Source organism: Chitinolyticbacter meiyuanensis, assembly GCF_008033135.1.
GTDB classification, from domain to species: domain Bacteria; phylum Pseudomonadota; class Gammaproteobacteria; order Burkholderiales; family Chitinibacteraceae; genus Chitinolyticbacter; species Chitinolyticbacter meiyuanensis.
In genome coordinates, this window is sequence record NZ_CP041335.1 from 3846627 (window position 1) to 3862859 (window position 16233).

Sequence of the window (16233 nt, forward strand, 5' to 3'; positions counted from 1 at the left end):
CGATCCAATGCAGGATTCATGCCACAGCCCGATTGCTCGGGAGCGCCGGAACGATGCCCGGCTACTTTGTCGATTGCGTTCTTGGGGAGCCGCCGGACAAGCCAGCAGGCACGGGCCGCCACGCCAGCTGGAACGGCATCGTTGCCAGCGGCCATGCAGCGGAAAACCACCGTGCGATTACGCTTGTTCATCGCGTCGGCAAGCCCAGATTTGGGCTCATGCAATGCGGGCTGCCCCAGATTGGGGAGTCGTGCCGATACGCCTCGCGCGCAGCGGCGCTTGCACGAAACGGGGATGAAGCAGCGACGGGTGCCGTGTGGCGAAGCTGCCCGCAAGATGCGGGCCGGCGCACAGTCGGCACGGCGCGGCTGAATGGCGGCACGGTTGCCGGAAACGAGCCGGCAGCGTGCACCGGCGCCATCGCCTGGGTATGCGTCATCATCGATCACTCTCCATGCTTTACCCCTGGCGGGGGCGGCCCCGGTTTGCCAGGTGCCGCATCTAACCTGACCCGATCTGTGCCGGGTGGGTCAGGCCCGGCAACCGCCGGGCCTGGGTACTGCTCACTTCATTACGGCAACGCGTTCAGCGCAGCCTTGGTCGGCTTCGAGAAGTTAAAGCCGTCCGTGCGATCCCAGTTGATCGACCACGTCATCACACCACGGTATGTCGGGTACGCCTGCTTCGGCTTCACCGTGCCGCAGTTCTGCAACTTGGTCAGGCAGTTCAGCGCGCTCGACACCGTCGCCGAGGTCACGAAGCCGGTGTTGGCCGACCGCGAGCCGCTCGGTACGCCGAATGCCACCTGATCCGGACGCAGGCCCTTGAACTCCCAGCCCGTGCCGCCCACCGTCTTGAAGCCTTCGATCAGCATCAGCGAACCACCCACCAGCGCATCCACGGTGCCTTCGTTCAGTGCGCCGTTGGCGTACGGGCTGTAGAGGCCGCCGTTGTTGTAGTACTGCACGTGGATCATGTTCAGGTCGTCACGCAGACCGTCGATGATCGGCAGGTAGGCGCCCCAGATGCCCGAGTAGGCGACGTAGCCACCCTGCACGTACGGGTGTTCCGGTGCCATCGACAGGTAGAACGTCGGGCCGACCTTGGCCTTCAGTTCCTTCATCGCGGTGATCAGGTTGTTGATGATCGGGGTGCCGAGCACCACGCCTGCGCCGCTTTCCAGGTCGAGGTCGATGCCATCCAGGCCGTACTTGTTGATGATGCCGTGCAGGCTGTTGACGAAGTTGGTCACGTTCTCGCGGGTGTTCAGCGTCATCCGGCCTTCCTGGCCACCCAGCGACAGCACGACCTTCTTGCCCTTGGCGCGCTTGGCGGCGATGTCGGCGATGAACTCGGCCTCGGTGCCGCCGTTCGGGTCCAGCGTGAAGGTCACTGCACCGTTGCCACCGTCTTCACCGAACGACAGCATGATCACGTCCCAGTCGTCCGACACGTCGCGGATGCGGATGGTCGGGCCCGACGGGTTGGTGAAGTTGTGCCAGTAGCCAATCAGTGCGTGCTTCGGCAGACCATCACCGGTGACCGGAGTGGGCGTGGGGGTCGGCGTTACTGGCAATGTCACCGGGGTGATCGGCGAGCTCACTACGCAATTGCTATAGCCCGCAGCGCAGACCTGGATCACGAAGCTGGGCGCCCAGTTGCCAGTGACCTTGCTGCTGACATAGGACGCGCCATCGGCCGTGATCGCGTCGCCAAGTGCATAACCGTCGTTGAAGAACAACCGCCATGTGCTCGGCACATTGCTGCTGCCACCGGCGAAGGTTGCGCCGTTCAAGCGCCAGTTGGTGACAAAGCGGCCAACACCTTCTGCCATGACGCCGTCGATGGCCACTTGGGCCTGCTCGAACTCGACGTTCCGGCCAACCGGATTCCAGCGCCACTTGCAATCACCAATGCGCTCGGCGGTAGCACCGGGAATGCCAGTAGGAATCGGGCACGGTGTGGTGGTCGGCGTCGGGCTCACCGTCGGTGTCGGCGTGACCGTACCGGTGACCGTCACGTTCTGCACCGGACCGTTGCCGCACTTGGAGAAGTCGGCCGAGCAGACCTTCACGTAGTAGGAATAGGTGCCGTTCTGCAGGTTGTTGATCGCACCGAAACCGCCATAGGCAGCACGGTTGTTGACGAAGTCATCGGCAACGTAGATCGACGTGCTTTCCAGTGCCGGATGGCTGTTGGTATAGCCGGCGAGCACGTACCAACGTGCCGGGGTAAAGCCAAGCGCGCTCGCATCGACTCGCCAGCTCACCGAGACCGTGCGCGCAGTTGTTTCGCTGAAGGTCGTGGTCATGCTGACCGGCGTACCCGCGGGCAGCTGCTGCGGAATCTGGGTCACGCCGGTAGGCGTGGGAGTGGACGTCGGAGTAGGCGTTGCCGTTGGCGTCGGCGATACGCCGCCGCAGTTGCCCAGCGACTTCCACACGCCCCAGTCGCCAGACTGGGACGGGTTGTCGCCCTGGGTCCACCACTTGGCTTCGTAGTTCACGCCAGCGTAGCTGACCTGGTTGCCACCGGTGTAGACATTGCCACTGACCCAGGCGGCCTTGCAGCCGCCAGTGACCGGGGTCACCGGGGTAATCGGCGGCGTGACGACCGGCGTGACCGGCGTCAGCGATGGACGGGGCGTGTCGTTGCAGGTGGGGCACGGCGTCGGCGGCGGCGTGATCGGCGTGACCGTCACATAGGGCGTCGGCGTCGCGTTGTTGGGGCCGAGGTCCTGCCATAGCGTCGGCGTGCTCGCCGGGTTCCAGTTGGCACCGACATAGGCGGTGTGTGTCACCGTCGCCTGATAGTCGCGGCCGTTGTAGGTCACCACGGTGCCTGCGGTATAGGTATTGCCTTCCTGCCACGCGGGGGCGGCATGGGCGGCGAGCATGGTGGCGGCCAACAACAACCCCGCCAGCATGCGCATCGGGCGCTTGCTTGGTTGTGTCATTTCAGTCTCCATCTTCTGTGGGATGGGGCTCCCGTTGCCGGGAGCCCGCTTCTTCTTGCTTTATTTTTAATTGCGGCCCGGCTCAAGGCCGGGCCGGGTACTGCCCCTGCTCTATGGCTTACTGCAGCGCGTTGAAGTACGCACGATGCTGGGTCGAGAATTCAAAGTTGTTGAACTTGTCCCAGTTGATCGACCACGTCATCAGGCCGCGCATGTTCGGGTACGAAGCCGACGGCTTGTAGCTGCCGCAGTTGGTACCCTTGATCAGGCAATCGAGCGCCTTGTGCACTTCCGCAACACTGGTGAAGCCACCGCCGGCATTGCCGTTGGCCGGCAGACCGAACGCCACCTGCTCCTGGCGCAGCGCCGGGAACTGGAAGTTGGTGCCTGCAACCTTGAAGCCCTTCAGCAACATGTCGGTCATCGCCACGTGGAAATCGGCGTTGCCCATGGTGTGGTACTGGCCGTCGAGACCGGTGATCGGGCCCGAGTTGTAGTCCTGCACGTGGAGCAGCGTCAGATCGTTGCGCATCGCGTAGATCACCGGCAGGTAGGCACCGGCGCGACGATCGCAACCAAGGCAGTTGCCGCCGTAGAAGCTGTAGCCCAGCTGCACGAAGAAGGTCTCGGGGGCCATGGTCAGCACGAACTTGCTGCCGTACTTGGCCTTGAGCTGCTTCAGCGCGCTGATCAGGTTGACGATCACCGGCGAAGTCGGGTTGGCGACATCGTTGTCATTGGCGTTGAGCTCGAGCGAGTGGCCTTCGAAGTCGACATCCAGACCGTCCAAACCGTACTTGTCGATGATGCTCGACACCGAATTGACGAAGGCGGTCGCGGCAGATGGGCTTTCCAGACGCACTTGGCCGTTGGCGCCGCCGATCGAGATCAGTACCTTCTTGCCCTTGGCCTGCTTGGCCTTGATTGCCGCCATGAACTCGGCTTCCGATTCCACGTTCGGGCATTCGGTGGCCGGGCACAGCTTGAAGGCAACTTGGCCGGACGTGGCCGAAGTCGGCTCGGCAAACGACAGGTTGATGATGTCCCAGGCATCCGAAATGTCGTTCATACGGATGTAACCCGAGCCGTTGGCAAAGCTGGTGTGCATATAGCCAACCAGCACGCGCTTGGGCAGACCATCGCTACCCGGCGTCGGCGTCGGGCCCACTGGGGTCGGCGACGGGGTCGGACCGACCGGGGTCGGGGTGGCCGTCGGGCCTACCGGGGTCGGCGTCGGGGTGGCCGGCTTCGGCGTCGGTGTCGGGGTGGGCGAGCCACCACCACAGTTGCCGATGTTCTTCCATACACCCCAGTCACCCGATTGCGCCGGGTTGTCGCCCTGCGTCCACCACTTGGCTTCATAGTTCACGCCGTTGTAGGTGACACGCTGGCCACCGGTGTAGACAGTGCTGCTACCCCACGCGGTGTAGCAGGTGGTCGGTGCCGGGGTCGGTGTGGCAACGGCCGGCGTCGGCGTGGCCACCACCGGGGTGGGGGTCGCACCGATCGGGGTCGGCGTCGGGGTGGCCGGCGACGGGGTCGGCGTGCCACCGGTGGTCGCGCCCAGGTCCTTCCACAGCGTGGGGGTGCCAGCCGGGTTCCAGTTGGCGCCGACGTAGGCGGTATGCGTCACCAGCGACTGGTAGTCGCGACCGTTGTAGGTCACCACGGTACCGGCGGCATAGGTGTTGCCTTCCTGCCATGCCGGTGCGGCATGGGCGGCCATCACGCCACCGGCCAGCACGGCTGCCGCGATCAGGCGAGTCATCAGTTTGTTCGTGAAAAGCACTCTCCATCTCCTTCTTGTTGCACTACAAAAACCCGTGCCCCGTCCGACTGGACGGGGCTTGGGCACTTACATCATTACTTGATGCTCTTGATCAGGTCCTGGCACTGGGCCACCGTCACGTTCTCGCCGCACGTGGCGATCTGGTCACGCGGCTTGCCATCGGCCACATCGCTCACTAGGCTATTCCCCAGCACGTGGTTCACGGCGTTGGTGTTGTAGCCGTTGTCCTGCTCCACCTGCCAGAAGAACACGCCCGCGAGCTTCTTGTCCTTGGCGTACTGCGCCTTGAGGCCGGCGGTGCGCGGCGTTTCGATCGAGATGTACGACCAGCCAGCAGTACCGATCGGGTTCACCAGGAAATCGGCGTTGGACAACACGTCGGTATACAGGTGGTAGCCATTGCGCGGCTTGATGTCCTTGTCCAGATAGTTCTGGTAAAGGTCATAGCCTTCGACCACGCCGGCTTCCCACGAACCTACGCCGGCGATGCCGGTGATGAAGGCGGCACCGGTCCAGTTCGGGTCACCGAAGGTGGAATTCCCCTTCAGGCCGTTGGTGTACTCGGTGATGTCGCCCGGCAGGATGGCCTTGGCACGATGGTAGTTGGCCACGCCGATCATCATCTTGTTGAACGGCACGCCATACTTGCTGTTCAGGTACTCGATCGCCCAGCTGGCCGAAGTACCGGTGGACGAACCGTCGGCGTTCGGGTTGTTGTAGAGCGGGGTGTGATGGCTGATGTTGCGCTCCCATGCCCCGGTCAGGTCATAGGTCATCACGTAGAGACGATCGAGGTACTTGCTGACTTCCACCCAGTCGATCTTGTCGAGCTTGCCCTGGGTTGCCGGAATGGCCGAGGACAGGCGATAGGTCTTGCCGGTCTTCTTGCCGAGCCAATCCATCGCGGCGCGCAGGTCCTTCACCAGCTGCAGGTAGGTCTGCGGATCATCCGGGCGGGCCATGCCGGGAACTGCACCGTCGCTGGCCGGGTATTCCCAGTCGATGTCGATGCCGTCGAAGTCATAGCGCTCGAGGAAGGCGACGATGGAATCGACGAACACCTTGCGACGCGTCGGATCCGAGGCCATCCACGGGAAGCCCTCGGACAGCGTCCAGCCGCCGACCGACAAATCCAGCTTCAGGTGCGGATTGGCCTTCCTGAGGTTGTACAGCACGCCGAACACGCCACCGACGTCATCCTTGCCGATCTCGTACATGCCCTCGATGCCCGAGATCTTGGCGGTCTGGCCGCCCGGCTGGTTGCGCAGGAACGCGGCTTCGTAATCGGCCATCGCCATCGCGCCATCCGGCAGCTTGGTGGTGCCCAGGCCGCAGGTGCGGTTGACGGCAGCCGGCGCGGTGGTCGGGAAGCCCGGGTCCTGGGTGTTCTTGGCGGCCGGGAAGCAGATGCCGGCAAAGCCATAGACCAGACGGTTGAGGTTCTTCACCGGCAGCTTGGAGAAGTCGTAGCGACGGCCATAGATCGCCCAGTCGCCGAGGTAGGCCACGGTTTCGGTGCCGACTTCCTGGGTGTAGGCGTTGTGCTGCATCGCCAGCGTGCCGGGCGGCAGCTTGGCGACACGGCCGCCGGTATCGGCGTCAAAGCCGGGATGGTTGCCGCCCGGATCGGTGGCCGGGTTGATGCCGCCACGGGTACCGGACGGTGCAGTCGATGCGGAGTTCGAGATGCGCGCAGCCGAGATTGCAGCCGAGGCGCGCACGTTGCCGGCCTTGGCATTGCCGCCGACCGGCTGGGCGACACCGTAGTTGATGTTGTTCGGCACGGTCACCGGGCACAGATCACCGTTGGGCACGCCCACCAGCCTCCACTGGTTGGTGTAGACGGTGCTGTCCGGCGGGATGGCATAGGTGTCGACCAGCGCCTCATACGCAGCGCCCTTGTAGCCGACAACCTTGCCCTTCGGGTAAATCTTGGTCGCTACCCATTCCGGCGCGCAGAACGGCGTGGTCGGTAGCGGCGCCGGGGTCGGACCGCCGGGGATCGGAGTGGGCGAGCTGCCGCCGCAGGCGGTGTCGGGCTGCCACAGCGACGGTACGCTGGCCGGCTCCCAGCCGGTCTGCGCGGTATGGGTGACGAGGGCCTTGTAGCTCTTGCCCAGGTACAGCACCGACTTGCCAGCGGCCACGGAAAGGCCGGCCGCCCAGACCGGGCAGCTGCCGGTGACCGGGGTCGGCGTGACAGGCGACGGCACCAAGGTGGGCGTCGGGGTCACGGGGGTGGGGCTGACCACCGGCGTCGGGTTGGTCGGGGTCGGCGAAACCGGCGTGGGGGTCACGGGTTTAGGCGTCGGTGTTACCGGGGTCGGGCTGGGCGTGGCCGGCGTCGGGGTCGGTGCGCTTACTTCCTTCCACAGCGTCGGGGTGGCGGCAGGGTTCCAGCCCGCGCCGGCGTAGGCGGTGTGCGTCACCAACGCCTGATAGCTCTTGCCGTTGTACTCGACTACCGTACCCGCGGCATAGGTACTGCCTTCGGCCCACGGTGCGGCATACAGCCCCACGCTGGCCAACAGCACGACGAGGCCCATGGCCAACGCACGGCTGGTTCGGTGCTTCATTTCCATTGCTCACTCCATCGAGGTTGAGTCGCACCTACGCACCCGGTGTACGCCGGCCGCGGCCCCACACTCGGCCGGCCCTGGCCGTCGCCCTGGATGGCGGGCAACTTTGGTAACCGGCGCCTGTACCGACGCCTGGATTGAAAAAGCCCCTTCCCGGGCGGGAAGGGGCTTGGGTACTGCTTAGCGTACGCCGGACATCACACCGGTCAGTTCGCCGTTCAGATCGCCGTCGAGCGACCAGCTGAACAGACCACCCAGACCACGGGCCTTCACGTAGTCGATCTTGGTCTGGATCACGGCCGGGGTGTCGTACGACCACCAGTTCGAGCCATCGAACTTGTACGACTGCTTGGTCACCGGGTGGACATGCACGGTGCCGGCTGCATTCTTCAGCACCTTGTAGTCCTCGATACCTGCTTCGTAGGTGCCGCGAGCCGGGCCGGTAGCCGACTGGTACAGACCGTTGTTGACGTTGGCCACGCCAGTCCAGCCACGACCGTAGTACGGGATACCGACGATCAGCTTGTTGGCCGGGGCACCTGCGGCGAGCAGCGCGTTGATCGCGTCGTCGGTGTTGTAGGTGCGTGCCACGCCAACGGTCGGATCAGCCGGATCCGGGTACAGGTGCGACTGGAAGTTGGTCGGGCCTTGTGCGTCCCAGCCACCGTGATAGTCGTAGGTCATCACGTTGATCCAGTCGAGGTACTGGCTGTACTTGGCCGGCTCGGTCTGATCGATCTTGTCCTTGCCTGCGCCGATCGCCACGGTCAGGTACTTGTGGCTGCCACCCAGTGCGTCGAGCTGCTTGCGGAACTCAGCCAGCAACAGCGTGAAGTTCTGCTTGTCTTCCGGCGCCACGGTGTTGTACGGCTGGCCGATCACGGCCGGGAATTCCCAGTCGATATCGATACCGTCGAACACCCCGGCTGCAGTGCCAGGACCGCCACGACCGCTGTAGCTGGCGATGTTGCCCTTGATGAAGTTGTCGATGCACGAGCTCACCAGTTGCTTGCGCAGCGCATCGGTCTTGGCCGCAGCCGAGAACCACTTGGACCAGGTCCAGCCGCCCAGCGAGATGAACACCTTGAGCTGAGGGTACTTGGCCTTCAGCGCCTTCAATTCACCGAAGTTACCGGCGATCGGTGAATCCCAGGTGTACGGCTTGCTCGGATCGACCAGGCGAGTCGGAGTACGACCGTAGTCGGCCCAGGCGTCGCCACCGGTACCGGCATCCGGTGCGCTCGGGTTGGTTGCACCTGCTTCCAGCTTGTCGATGCCGGTCGCGCACTCGTAGCCGCCGTTCTTCTGGTAGAGGTTACCGAAGGCGTAGTTGATGAAGGTCAGCTTGGCAGCGGCGCCGGAGCTGGCGATGTCGGCCACTTCGTAGCCACGGCCGTACACGCCCCACTGGGCGAAGTAGGCACCGGCTTGACGGGCACCTGCCGGAACCGGGGTCACCGGACCGGGAGTCACAGGCACAGGGGTAACCGGTACCGGGGTCACGGGCACCGGAGTGACCGGAACCGGCGTCACAGGCACCGGGGTCACCGGCACGGGGGTCGGGCCGCCCACGCAGTTACCGAGGTTCTTCCACACGCCCCACTCGCCGGATTGGGCCGGGTTGTCGCCCTGGGTCCACCACTTGGCTTCGTAGTTCACGTTGTTGTAGGTGACGCGTTGGCCACCGGTGTACACGCCGCCGCTGGTCCAGGTCGGATAGCAGGCGGTCGGAGCCGGAGTGACCGGTACCGGCGTCACGGGGGCTGGGGTGACAGGAACCGGGGTGACCGGTGCAGGCGTCACAGGGGTCGGCGTAGCCGGCGACGGTGTCACCGAACCACCGGCTTCCTTCCACAGCGTCGGGGTCGACGCCGGGTTCCAGTTGGTGCCGGCATAGGCGGTATGGGTGACCAGGGCCTGGTAGTTCTTGCCTTGGTATTGCACGACGGTACCGGCGGTGTAGGTGTTGCCTTCCGCCCATTCAGCGGCGTAGGCGTTGACGGCCAGTGCCATCAGCGACGCCAGCAGGGCATTGCGAACTTGCCCGTGAGCCTTGCTAAACATAGGTCTTCATCCTTCCTCTACGCGATCGCACGCGCCGTTGGGCGCTGGACCGCAGTTCTGGTCTACCCCGCGCACCGCACGGGGGCGTTCATGCAGGCCAATCGACTGGCTTGCCGTGATACGGCGCCCACAGGCACCGACTTCCAGATTGCCGCGCCACACTCTCTCCGCGTTACGGCAAAAACCTTTGCGACGGGACGCACTTTCAATGCCCCAAACTTATATTGCATCGCAACATTTTCGGCGGGAATCCCTGATTTTTCTTTTTCCCGCCGCCACCGAATCCTGCTGCACCACAACAAAGCGCCCCAGACCCGATATTTTTATCATTTCTATTTTCACACCCAGCGATATTCCGCCAACAAAACATCAATTAACCTGACCAAATTGACTCAATACGAACAGCACATCAACATGAAAACGACAATCAATAAATTATTTACAAATCAACAACTTAAATAATTTTATTATTTAATCATTTCCATCTCATCCCGCTGCAAAATCTGCTCAAACAGTGCGGTCTGCTTTTTGCAGGATTAAGGGAATCATCAAACTTCGGGAAGGCAAAATCAACAATCGTTTCCTTATTCGTTCCCCCGCCAATCACGCAAAAACGACCTTTCGTCGCACCCCCATCCGGCCAGCATAGCGCCCGACCCAAGCGGTCGAAAAACACGGACAAATGCAGTGATTACGCCAATCGCCTCGCCATTTCAACGACGATGCATTGCACCTCATTTGCCCGCAAAACAGCCTAAACCATTGTTCAAGTACAAAACGAACGGCAATAAAAAACCCCCCCGCGAGCGGGAGGGTTAATCAAGTACTGCTGTTATTGTTGCTTGGTATTACTTGTTCATGTTGCCCATGACGTTCATCAGTTCACCGTTGGTGGTATCACCATCCAGTTCCCAGCTGAACACACCACCCAGACCCTTGGCCTTGGCGTAATCCACCTTGGTCTGGATCACGGCCGGGGTGTCATACGACCACCAGTTGGTGCCGTCATACTTGTAGGACTGCTTGGTCACCGGGTGGACGTACACGGTACCGGCTGCGTTCTTCAGCACCTTGTAGTCCTCGATGCCAGCCTCGTAGGTGCCGCGAGCGGCGCCAGTCGGCTTCTGGTACAGACCGTTGTTGACGTTCGGCACGCCAGTCCAGCCACGACCGTAGAACGGCAGACCCAGTACCAGCTTGTTCGCCGGTGCGCCTTGCGCCAGCAGTTGAGCAACGCCATCGTCCGTGTTGTAGTACGACACCAGGCTGCGGCCGTTGTAGCAAGTACCGGTACCGCTGCACGCGTCGTTCGGCGACGCCGGATCACGATACAGGTGCGACTGGAAGTTGGTCTGCTCAAGGCTCCAGCCACCGTTGTAGTCGTACGTCATCATGTTGATCCAATCCAGCTTCGCAGCCAGGGCGCCGGCATTGATCTGATCGATCTTGTCCTTGCCCATACCGATGGCGATGGTCAGCGGATAGTGCTTGCCAGTGGTGGCACCCAGCTCGTCCAGCTGCTTGCGGAACTCGGCCAGCAGCAGTTCGTAGTTCTTGCCATCCGCTGCGTCCACGGTGTTGTAGCCGAAGCCCTGCACGCCCGGGAATTCCCAGTCGATGTCGATACCGTCGAACACGCCGGCTGCAGCACCTGCGCCACCGCGACCATCGACCACCGGCAGGTTGCCCTTGATGTAAATGTCGATGCAGCTCTTCACCAGTTGCTTGCGCAGTGCGTCGGTCTTGGCCGCGTTGGAGAACCACTTGGACCAAGTCCAGCCGCCCAGCGAGATGAACATCTTGATGTTCGGGTGCTTGGCCTTCAGCGCCTTGAATTCGCGGAAGTTACCGGCCAGCTTGTCGTCCCACTTGATGGTATCAGCCGGGTCGACACGGCGCTTCGGCGTCATGCCGAAGTCGGCCCATGCATCGCCGCCATCGCCATTGCCGGCTTCGGTACGGGTCAGGATGTCGCACTCGTAGCCGCCGTTCTTCTGGTAGACGTTACCGAAGGCGTAGTTGATGAAGGTCAGCTTGGGAGCCGAGCCGCTGGTGATGATGTCGGCCACTTGGTAGTCACGGCCATACACACCCCACTGGGCGAAGTACGAACCGACTTGCTTGGTGCCTGCGCTCGGGGTAACCGGGGTCGGGGTCGGACCAACCGGGGTCGGCGTTGCAGCGACCGGCGTCGGAGTAGCAACAACCGGGGTCGGTGTGGCGGGCTTCGGCGTCGGGGTAGCCACGACCGGGGTCGGCGTTGCGACAACCGGGGTCGGCGTTGCAGCGACCGGCGTCGGAGTAGCGGTAACCGGGTTGCCGCCGACTACGCGCCATACACCCCACGAGCCGCTCTGGGCCGGATTGTCACCCTGGGTCCACCACTGGGCTTCGTACACCACGCCTTGATAAACAACGCGGTTGCCTTGGGTGTAAACACCGCTGGCGCTCCAAGCCGGATATTGGCCAGCCGGGGTCGGCGTGGCAGTAGCAGGCGTCGGGGTTGCGGGCTTCGGTGTCGGGGTGGCGACGACCGGGGTGGGGGTAGCCGAAACCGGTGTCGGGGTGGCAGCAACCGGCGTCGGGGTCGGGTTGGTCGAAGTGCCAACTTCCTTCCACAGCGTCGGGGTGGCGGCCGGATTCCAGTTCGCGCCTACATAAGCGGTGTGCGTGACCTGAGCCTGGTAGTCCTTGCCGTTGTAGCTCACGAAGGTACCGGCGGCATAGGTATTGCCTTCCTGCCATACCGGGTACGCTGCGAAAGCATGAGCTGCGATCAGCGCAGCCGGGAGTGCAGCAATTGCGAAGCGATTGATTTGCGACATCTAAGGGTCTCCATCCTCTTTTATTTGGCGTTATTCACGCGCATCCACTGGTCTTTACCCTAACGCAGATACGTCAGCATATAGAAAGGCTCAACTGTCATCTGGGCGGGTACCGAACTGGCTGGGCGGCCACTCGGCGTCGACACGCTTGCATTACCGCCCATGCCCCAACTGGTGTCAACCCTGACGCCGCCCATCGCAACAGGCGGCCTTTTATCCTTTTTGCTTACAAGAAAGAAAGACTACGCACTGCACCGACAACATGCATGCCGCACCGCAATATGCCCAGCCCAGCACCGGCAAGAACCTAGGAAAATTGCGAAAAACGCACCATTTTGCACCGCAACATTATCAACGTCTGATGTAGAAAATCAGCGCCGAAATATGTAGTTTCTTCGTAGTGCACTACGTGAATTTTCCGCCTGTCGCCGACGAACTGCAGTGTAAGTGGTATGTCCGCAAATTGGTCTTAGCCAAATTTACTTACACAAACCCAACGCAGCAAAACTGCATTAGAAATCAGTAATTCTTGGAGCGGTGGAGAATATGCAGCGAGCGTTCAGCTCTGAGCTGACAAAAAAGCAGTGCTCACTGGTATTAGCGGGCACACAACAGCAGCACCCATGCACGGCAACAAGGTAGGCAACGGGTACTGACGGGCAGTTCAGGGGCGATTGCCCAGATGCCAACGGGCGCAATACCACTTGGTGTGGTCATTGGAGAGGCCGACGAGGACACTGCCGAACCGGGTGAGGTAGCGCGGATAGGGGCCGGGCACCGGCTCGAACGTGATGGAAAGCCGCTGCTCGATATTGCGCTTCACCACGTCGACCTTGCTGGTGAACAGGGCGCCCACCATCAGCGCACCGCTACTGGCCACGTTGACGAACACTTCCTTGCTGCTGTTGCCCCCGAGCTGCGCCCCTTGCGAGTCGAACCATTCAGCCTCGCCCCAGGTTCGCAGCGGCGTGCCGAGGTGTTGCTTGAAGTAATCCTGCCAGTAGAGCGGCGAGAACTCCGAGCGGCAGGTGAGCGCTGCCTCCATCTGGTCGCCAAAATGCGCGGGCACGCCCTTGGCGGGCACGGCAAGCGGCAGCGCGAGCAGGCTGATGAAGGCAATCAGACGAGGCATCCGCCGATGATACGTTGCAGCTGCGCCCGCGCCTACGGCCCAAAGCAAAAGGCCCACCATGCAGGCGGGCCTTTTGCGAACCACGGAAACCGGCAGCTCAACCGCTGTTGCGCAAGCCAGCGGCAATGCCGTTGATGGTGAGGTGCACTGCGTGGCGCAGTTCTTCGCTTTCGTCACCACCGCGCAGGCGTTTGAGCAGCTCCACCTGCAGATGGTTGAGCGGATCAAGATACGGCAGGCGGTTGTCCAGGCTGCGCGCCAGCATCGGGTTGTCACCCAGCAGTTCGTCGTGGCCGGTGATTGCGCGTACCGCGTCGACCGAACGCTGCCATTCGTCCTTGATTCGGCCAAAGATGCGCCGTGCGATGTCCTGGTCGTTCACCAGCTCGGCGTAGCGGGCGGCGATGTTGATGTCCGATTTGGCCAGCACCATTTCCATATTGGAGATGGTGACCTGGAAGAATGGCCAGCTCTGATAGAGCTCGCGCAGCACTTCCACGCCCTCTTCGCCCTTGTCCTTCAGATATTCGGCGATGGCGGTGCCGAAACCGTACCAGCCCGGCAGCATCAGGCGGCACTGGCTCCACGAGAACACCCACGGGATCGCACGCAGATCGGCGATCGAATTGGTGTTGCGGCGGGCGGCGGGGCGCGAACCGATGTTGAGATTGGGGATCTCGTTGATCAGCGTTGCTTCGCGGAAATAAGTGATGAAATCCGGCGTGGCAAATACGAGGTCGCGATAGGCCTGGTAGGCGCGCAGGCTCAGCCCTTCCATCAGGCGGCGACGCTCCTCCGGATCGAAGTTCTCCGGCCAGGTGTCGTAGCTCGCTTCCAGCGTAGCGGCAATCAGGATTTCCAGGTTGCGGCGACCGACTTCGCGGTCGGCATACTTGGCGGCGATCACCTCACCCTGCTCGGTGATGCGGATCTGGCCATTGACCGAACCCGGCGGCTGGGCGCGTACCGCGTCGTAGGCCGGACCACCACCGCGGCCGACGGTGCCGCCGCGGCCATGGAACAGCCGCATCTTGAAGCCGGCATCCTCGAACACCTTCACCAGGTTCAGCTCAGCCTTGTACAGCTCCCAGTTGGACGTGAGATAGCCGCCGTCCTTGTTGGAATCCGAGTAGCCCAGCATCACTTCCTGCACCAGGTCACGGGCACCGAGCAGCTGGCGCCACTGCGGAATGGCGAACAGCTCGGCCATGATCTGGTTGCAGCCGCGCAGGTCGCCGATCATCTCGAACAGCGGGATGATATTGATCTTGCAACGGACGGTCGGCGCCAGCTGGACGATGCCAACCTCGTTCATCAGTACCGCGACTTCCAGGATGTCGGACACCGATTCGCAGTTGGAGATGATGTAGTTCGGCAGCACAGCCTCGCCGTACTTGGACTGCATCGCTTCGGCGGCATGCAGGATGTCGATTTCCTTCTGCGTTTCCGCGGTGTAGTCGACATACGGGCAGATCAGCGGGCGCGGGCTGGCCAGCTCGCGCAGCAGCACCTTGCGGCGGCTGTGCTCATCGAGCGCCAGGTAATCCTCGAGGCCAGCCTTGTCGAACAGCTCGGCCATCACCCGGTCGTGGATGCCCGAGTTCTGGCGCATGTCGATCGGCGCCAGATGGAAGCCGAACACCGACACGCAACGCAGCAGGCGGCGCAGGCGGCCGCCGGCCAGCTTGGTGGCACCGTGCGAGCGCAACGAGTTGTATACGGTATCGAGATCGGTCTCGAGATCACTGGCGTTCTGGTACACCGGCGCGCGTGCCACGTCGTGCAGCGCATGGTGGAAGGTGCCGATCTGGGTAGCGGTAGCAAACACGCGGGCGCGGATGTAGGACACGGCCAGGCGGTACGGCTCTTCGCCCTTGCGGTTGCCCTCATGATCGGCCTGGGCGGCCAGATCCTGCAGCTTCTGATCGACCTGCACCAGGCGCACCGACATCGACAGCTCGTTTTCGAGCTTGGTCAGCTGCTGGTAGTAATGATCGAGCGCGATGCCCGACTGGCGCGATACCGCGTAGCGCAGCACCTCGCCGGTAACAAACGGATTGCCGTCGCGGTCACCGCCGATCCAGCTGCCGATATGGATGAAGTTGGGCAGCGTCACCGCTTCGCCAGTCAGCTCGGCCAGCCGGTCTTCCAGATCCAGATAGAGCCGCGGCACTTCATGCAGGAAGGTATTGCGGAAATAAGTCGAGCCGTTCTCGATCTCGTCCTGCACCGTCAGCTTGAAGGTGCGGATCTCGCGGGTCTGCCACAGCGTCAGCAGCACGCGCTCCAGCGCGGCCTGGTTGCGCTCTTCCTCTTCTGGCGTCATCGCATAGCGATCACGCTCGGACAACAGCTCGGCCACCGCGCGGTGGCAGTCGAGAATGGTCTTGCGCTTGACCTCGGTCGGATGCGCGGTCAGCACCGGCGCGATCAGGGTTTCACCCAGTAGCCCGAGGATGTCCTGCGGCTTCACATTACGCTCCACCAGCGCCTCGATGGCGGCGGAGATGCTGCCGCGCTGCGGTGCCGAGCCCTGCATGCGGTGGGCACGGCGGCGGCGGTTGTGGTGCAGGTCTTCCGCTATATTCGACAGATGCGAGAAGTAGCTGAAGGCGCGGACCAGGGCCACGGTGCTGTCCAGATCCAGCGACGACAGCGAGCGTGCCAGCGCACGGCCGGCCTCCGGATCGTCGCCCTGCACGTAGCGGAATGCCAGTTCGCGGATCGCGTCGATACGCTCTGCGGTCGCCGCACCAGTCTGTTCACGGATGGTGTCGGCCAGTACCTTGGCCAACAGATCGAGGTCGCGCGTGAGCGGCAGGTCTTTCTCAGCAATCGGTTCTAGTACGGGCATGGCGATGACGAATCTGCGGGAAATTTTTAGAAAA

General features: G+C 62.6%; 8 protein-coding genes. 1 reads left to right on the top strand and 7 read right to left on the bottom strand.

All coding sequences use genetic code 11. The features are described from left to right. Positions 1-571: 571 nt before the first annotated feature. The 4 genes from FLM21_RS21610 to FLM21_RS18360 all read right to left on the bottom strand — a co-directional run bounded on the left by FLM21_RS21610 (position 572) and on the right by FLM21_RS18360 (position 9388). Positions 572-2956 carry a carbohydrate-binding protein gene (locus FLM21_RS21610; RefSeq protein ID WP_308418774.1) on the bottom strand — a complete coding sequence of 795 codons (2385 nt, stop codon included), beginning with the start codon at positions 2954-2956 and terminating at the stop codon, positions 572-574. A 118-nt stretch (positions 2957-3074) separates the two neighbouring features. Continuing rightward, on the bottom strand, positions 3075-4724 hold the full coding sequence (locus tag FLM21_RS18350; RefSeq protein WP_148716955.1) for a chitinase: 1650 nt from the start codon (positions 4722-4724) through the stop codon (positions 3075-3077). 95 nt (positions 4725-4819) lie between these two features. After that, positions 4820-7327 carry a glycosyl hydrolase family 18 protein gene (locus tag FLM21_RS18355; RefSeq protein WP_148716956.1) on the bottom strand — a complete coding sequence of 836 codons (2508 nt, stop codon included), beginning with the start codon at positions 7325-7327 and terminating at the stop codon, positions 4820-4822. Between the two features lie 177 nt (positions 7328-7504). Continuing rightward, complete coding sequence (locus FLM21_RS18360) at positions 7505-9388, bottom strand: glycosyl hydrolase family 18 protein (RefSeq protein WP_148716957.1); 1884 nt, start codon at positions 9386-9388, stop codon at positions 7505-7507. Between FLM21_RS18360 and FLM21_RS18365 the strand changes: the two genes are divergently transcribed. After that, positions 9371-9850: a hypothetical protein gene (locus FLM21_RS18365; RefSeq protein WP_148716958.1), complete on the top strand. Its 480-nt coding sequence runs from the start codon at positions 9371-9373 to the stop codon at positions 9848-9850. The two genes, FLM21_RS18360 and FLM21_RS18365, sit on opposite strands and share 18 nt — an antisense overlap. A gap of 386 nt (positions 9851-10236) precedes the next feature. Here the strand turns inward: FLM21_RS18365 and FLM21_RS18370 are convergent, their stop codons facing one another. The 3 genes from FLM21_RS18370 to ppc all read right to left on the bottom strand — a co-directional run bounded on the left by FLM21_RS18370 (position 10237) and on the right by ppc (position 16199). Next, complete coding sequence (locus FLM21_RS18370) at positions 10237-12213, bottom strand: glycosyl hydrolase family 18 protein (protein WP_148716959.1); 1977 nt, start codon at positions 12211-12213, stop codon at positions 10237-10239. A 664-nt stretch (positions 12214-12877) separates the two neighbouring features. Then, the gene (locus tag FLM21_RS18375; RefSeq protein ID WP_148716960.1) at positions 12878-13345 is read right to left on the bottom strand and encodes a hypothetical protein; all 468 of its coding nucleotides are present in this window, start codon (positions 13343-13345) and stop codon (positions 12878-12880) included. Between the two features lie 97 nt (positions 13346-13442). Further along, entirely contained in the window at positions 13443-16199 is a 2757-nt protein-coding gene (gene ppc / locus FLM21_RS18380; protein ID WP_148716961.1) for a phosphoenolpyruvate carboxylase, read from the bottom strand. Positions 16200-16233 lie beyond the last annotated feature (34 nt).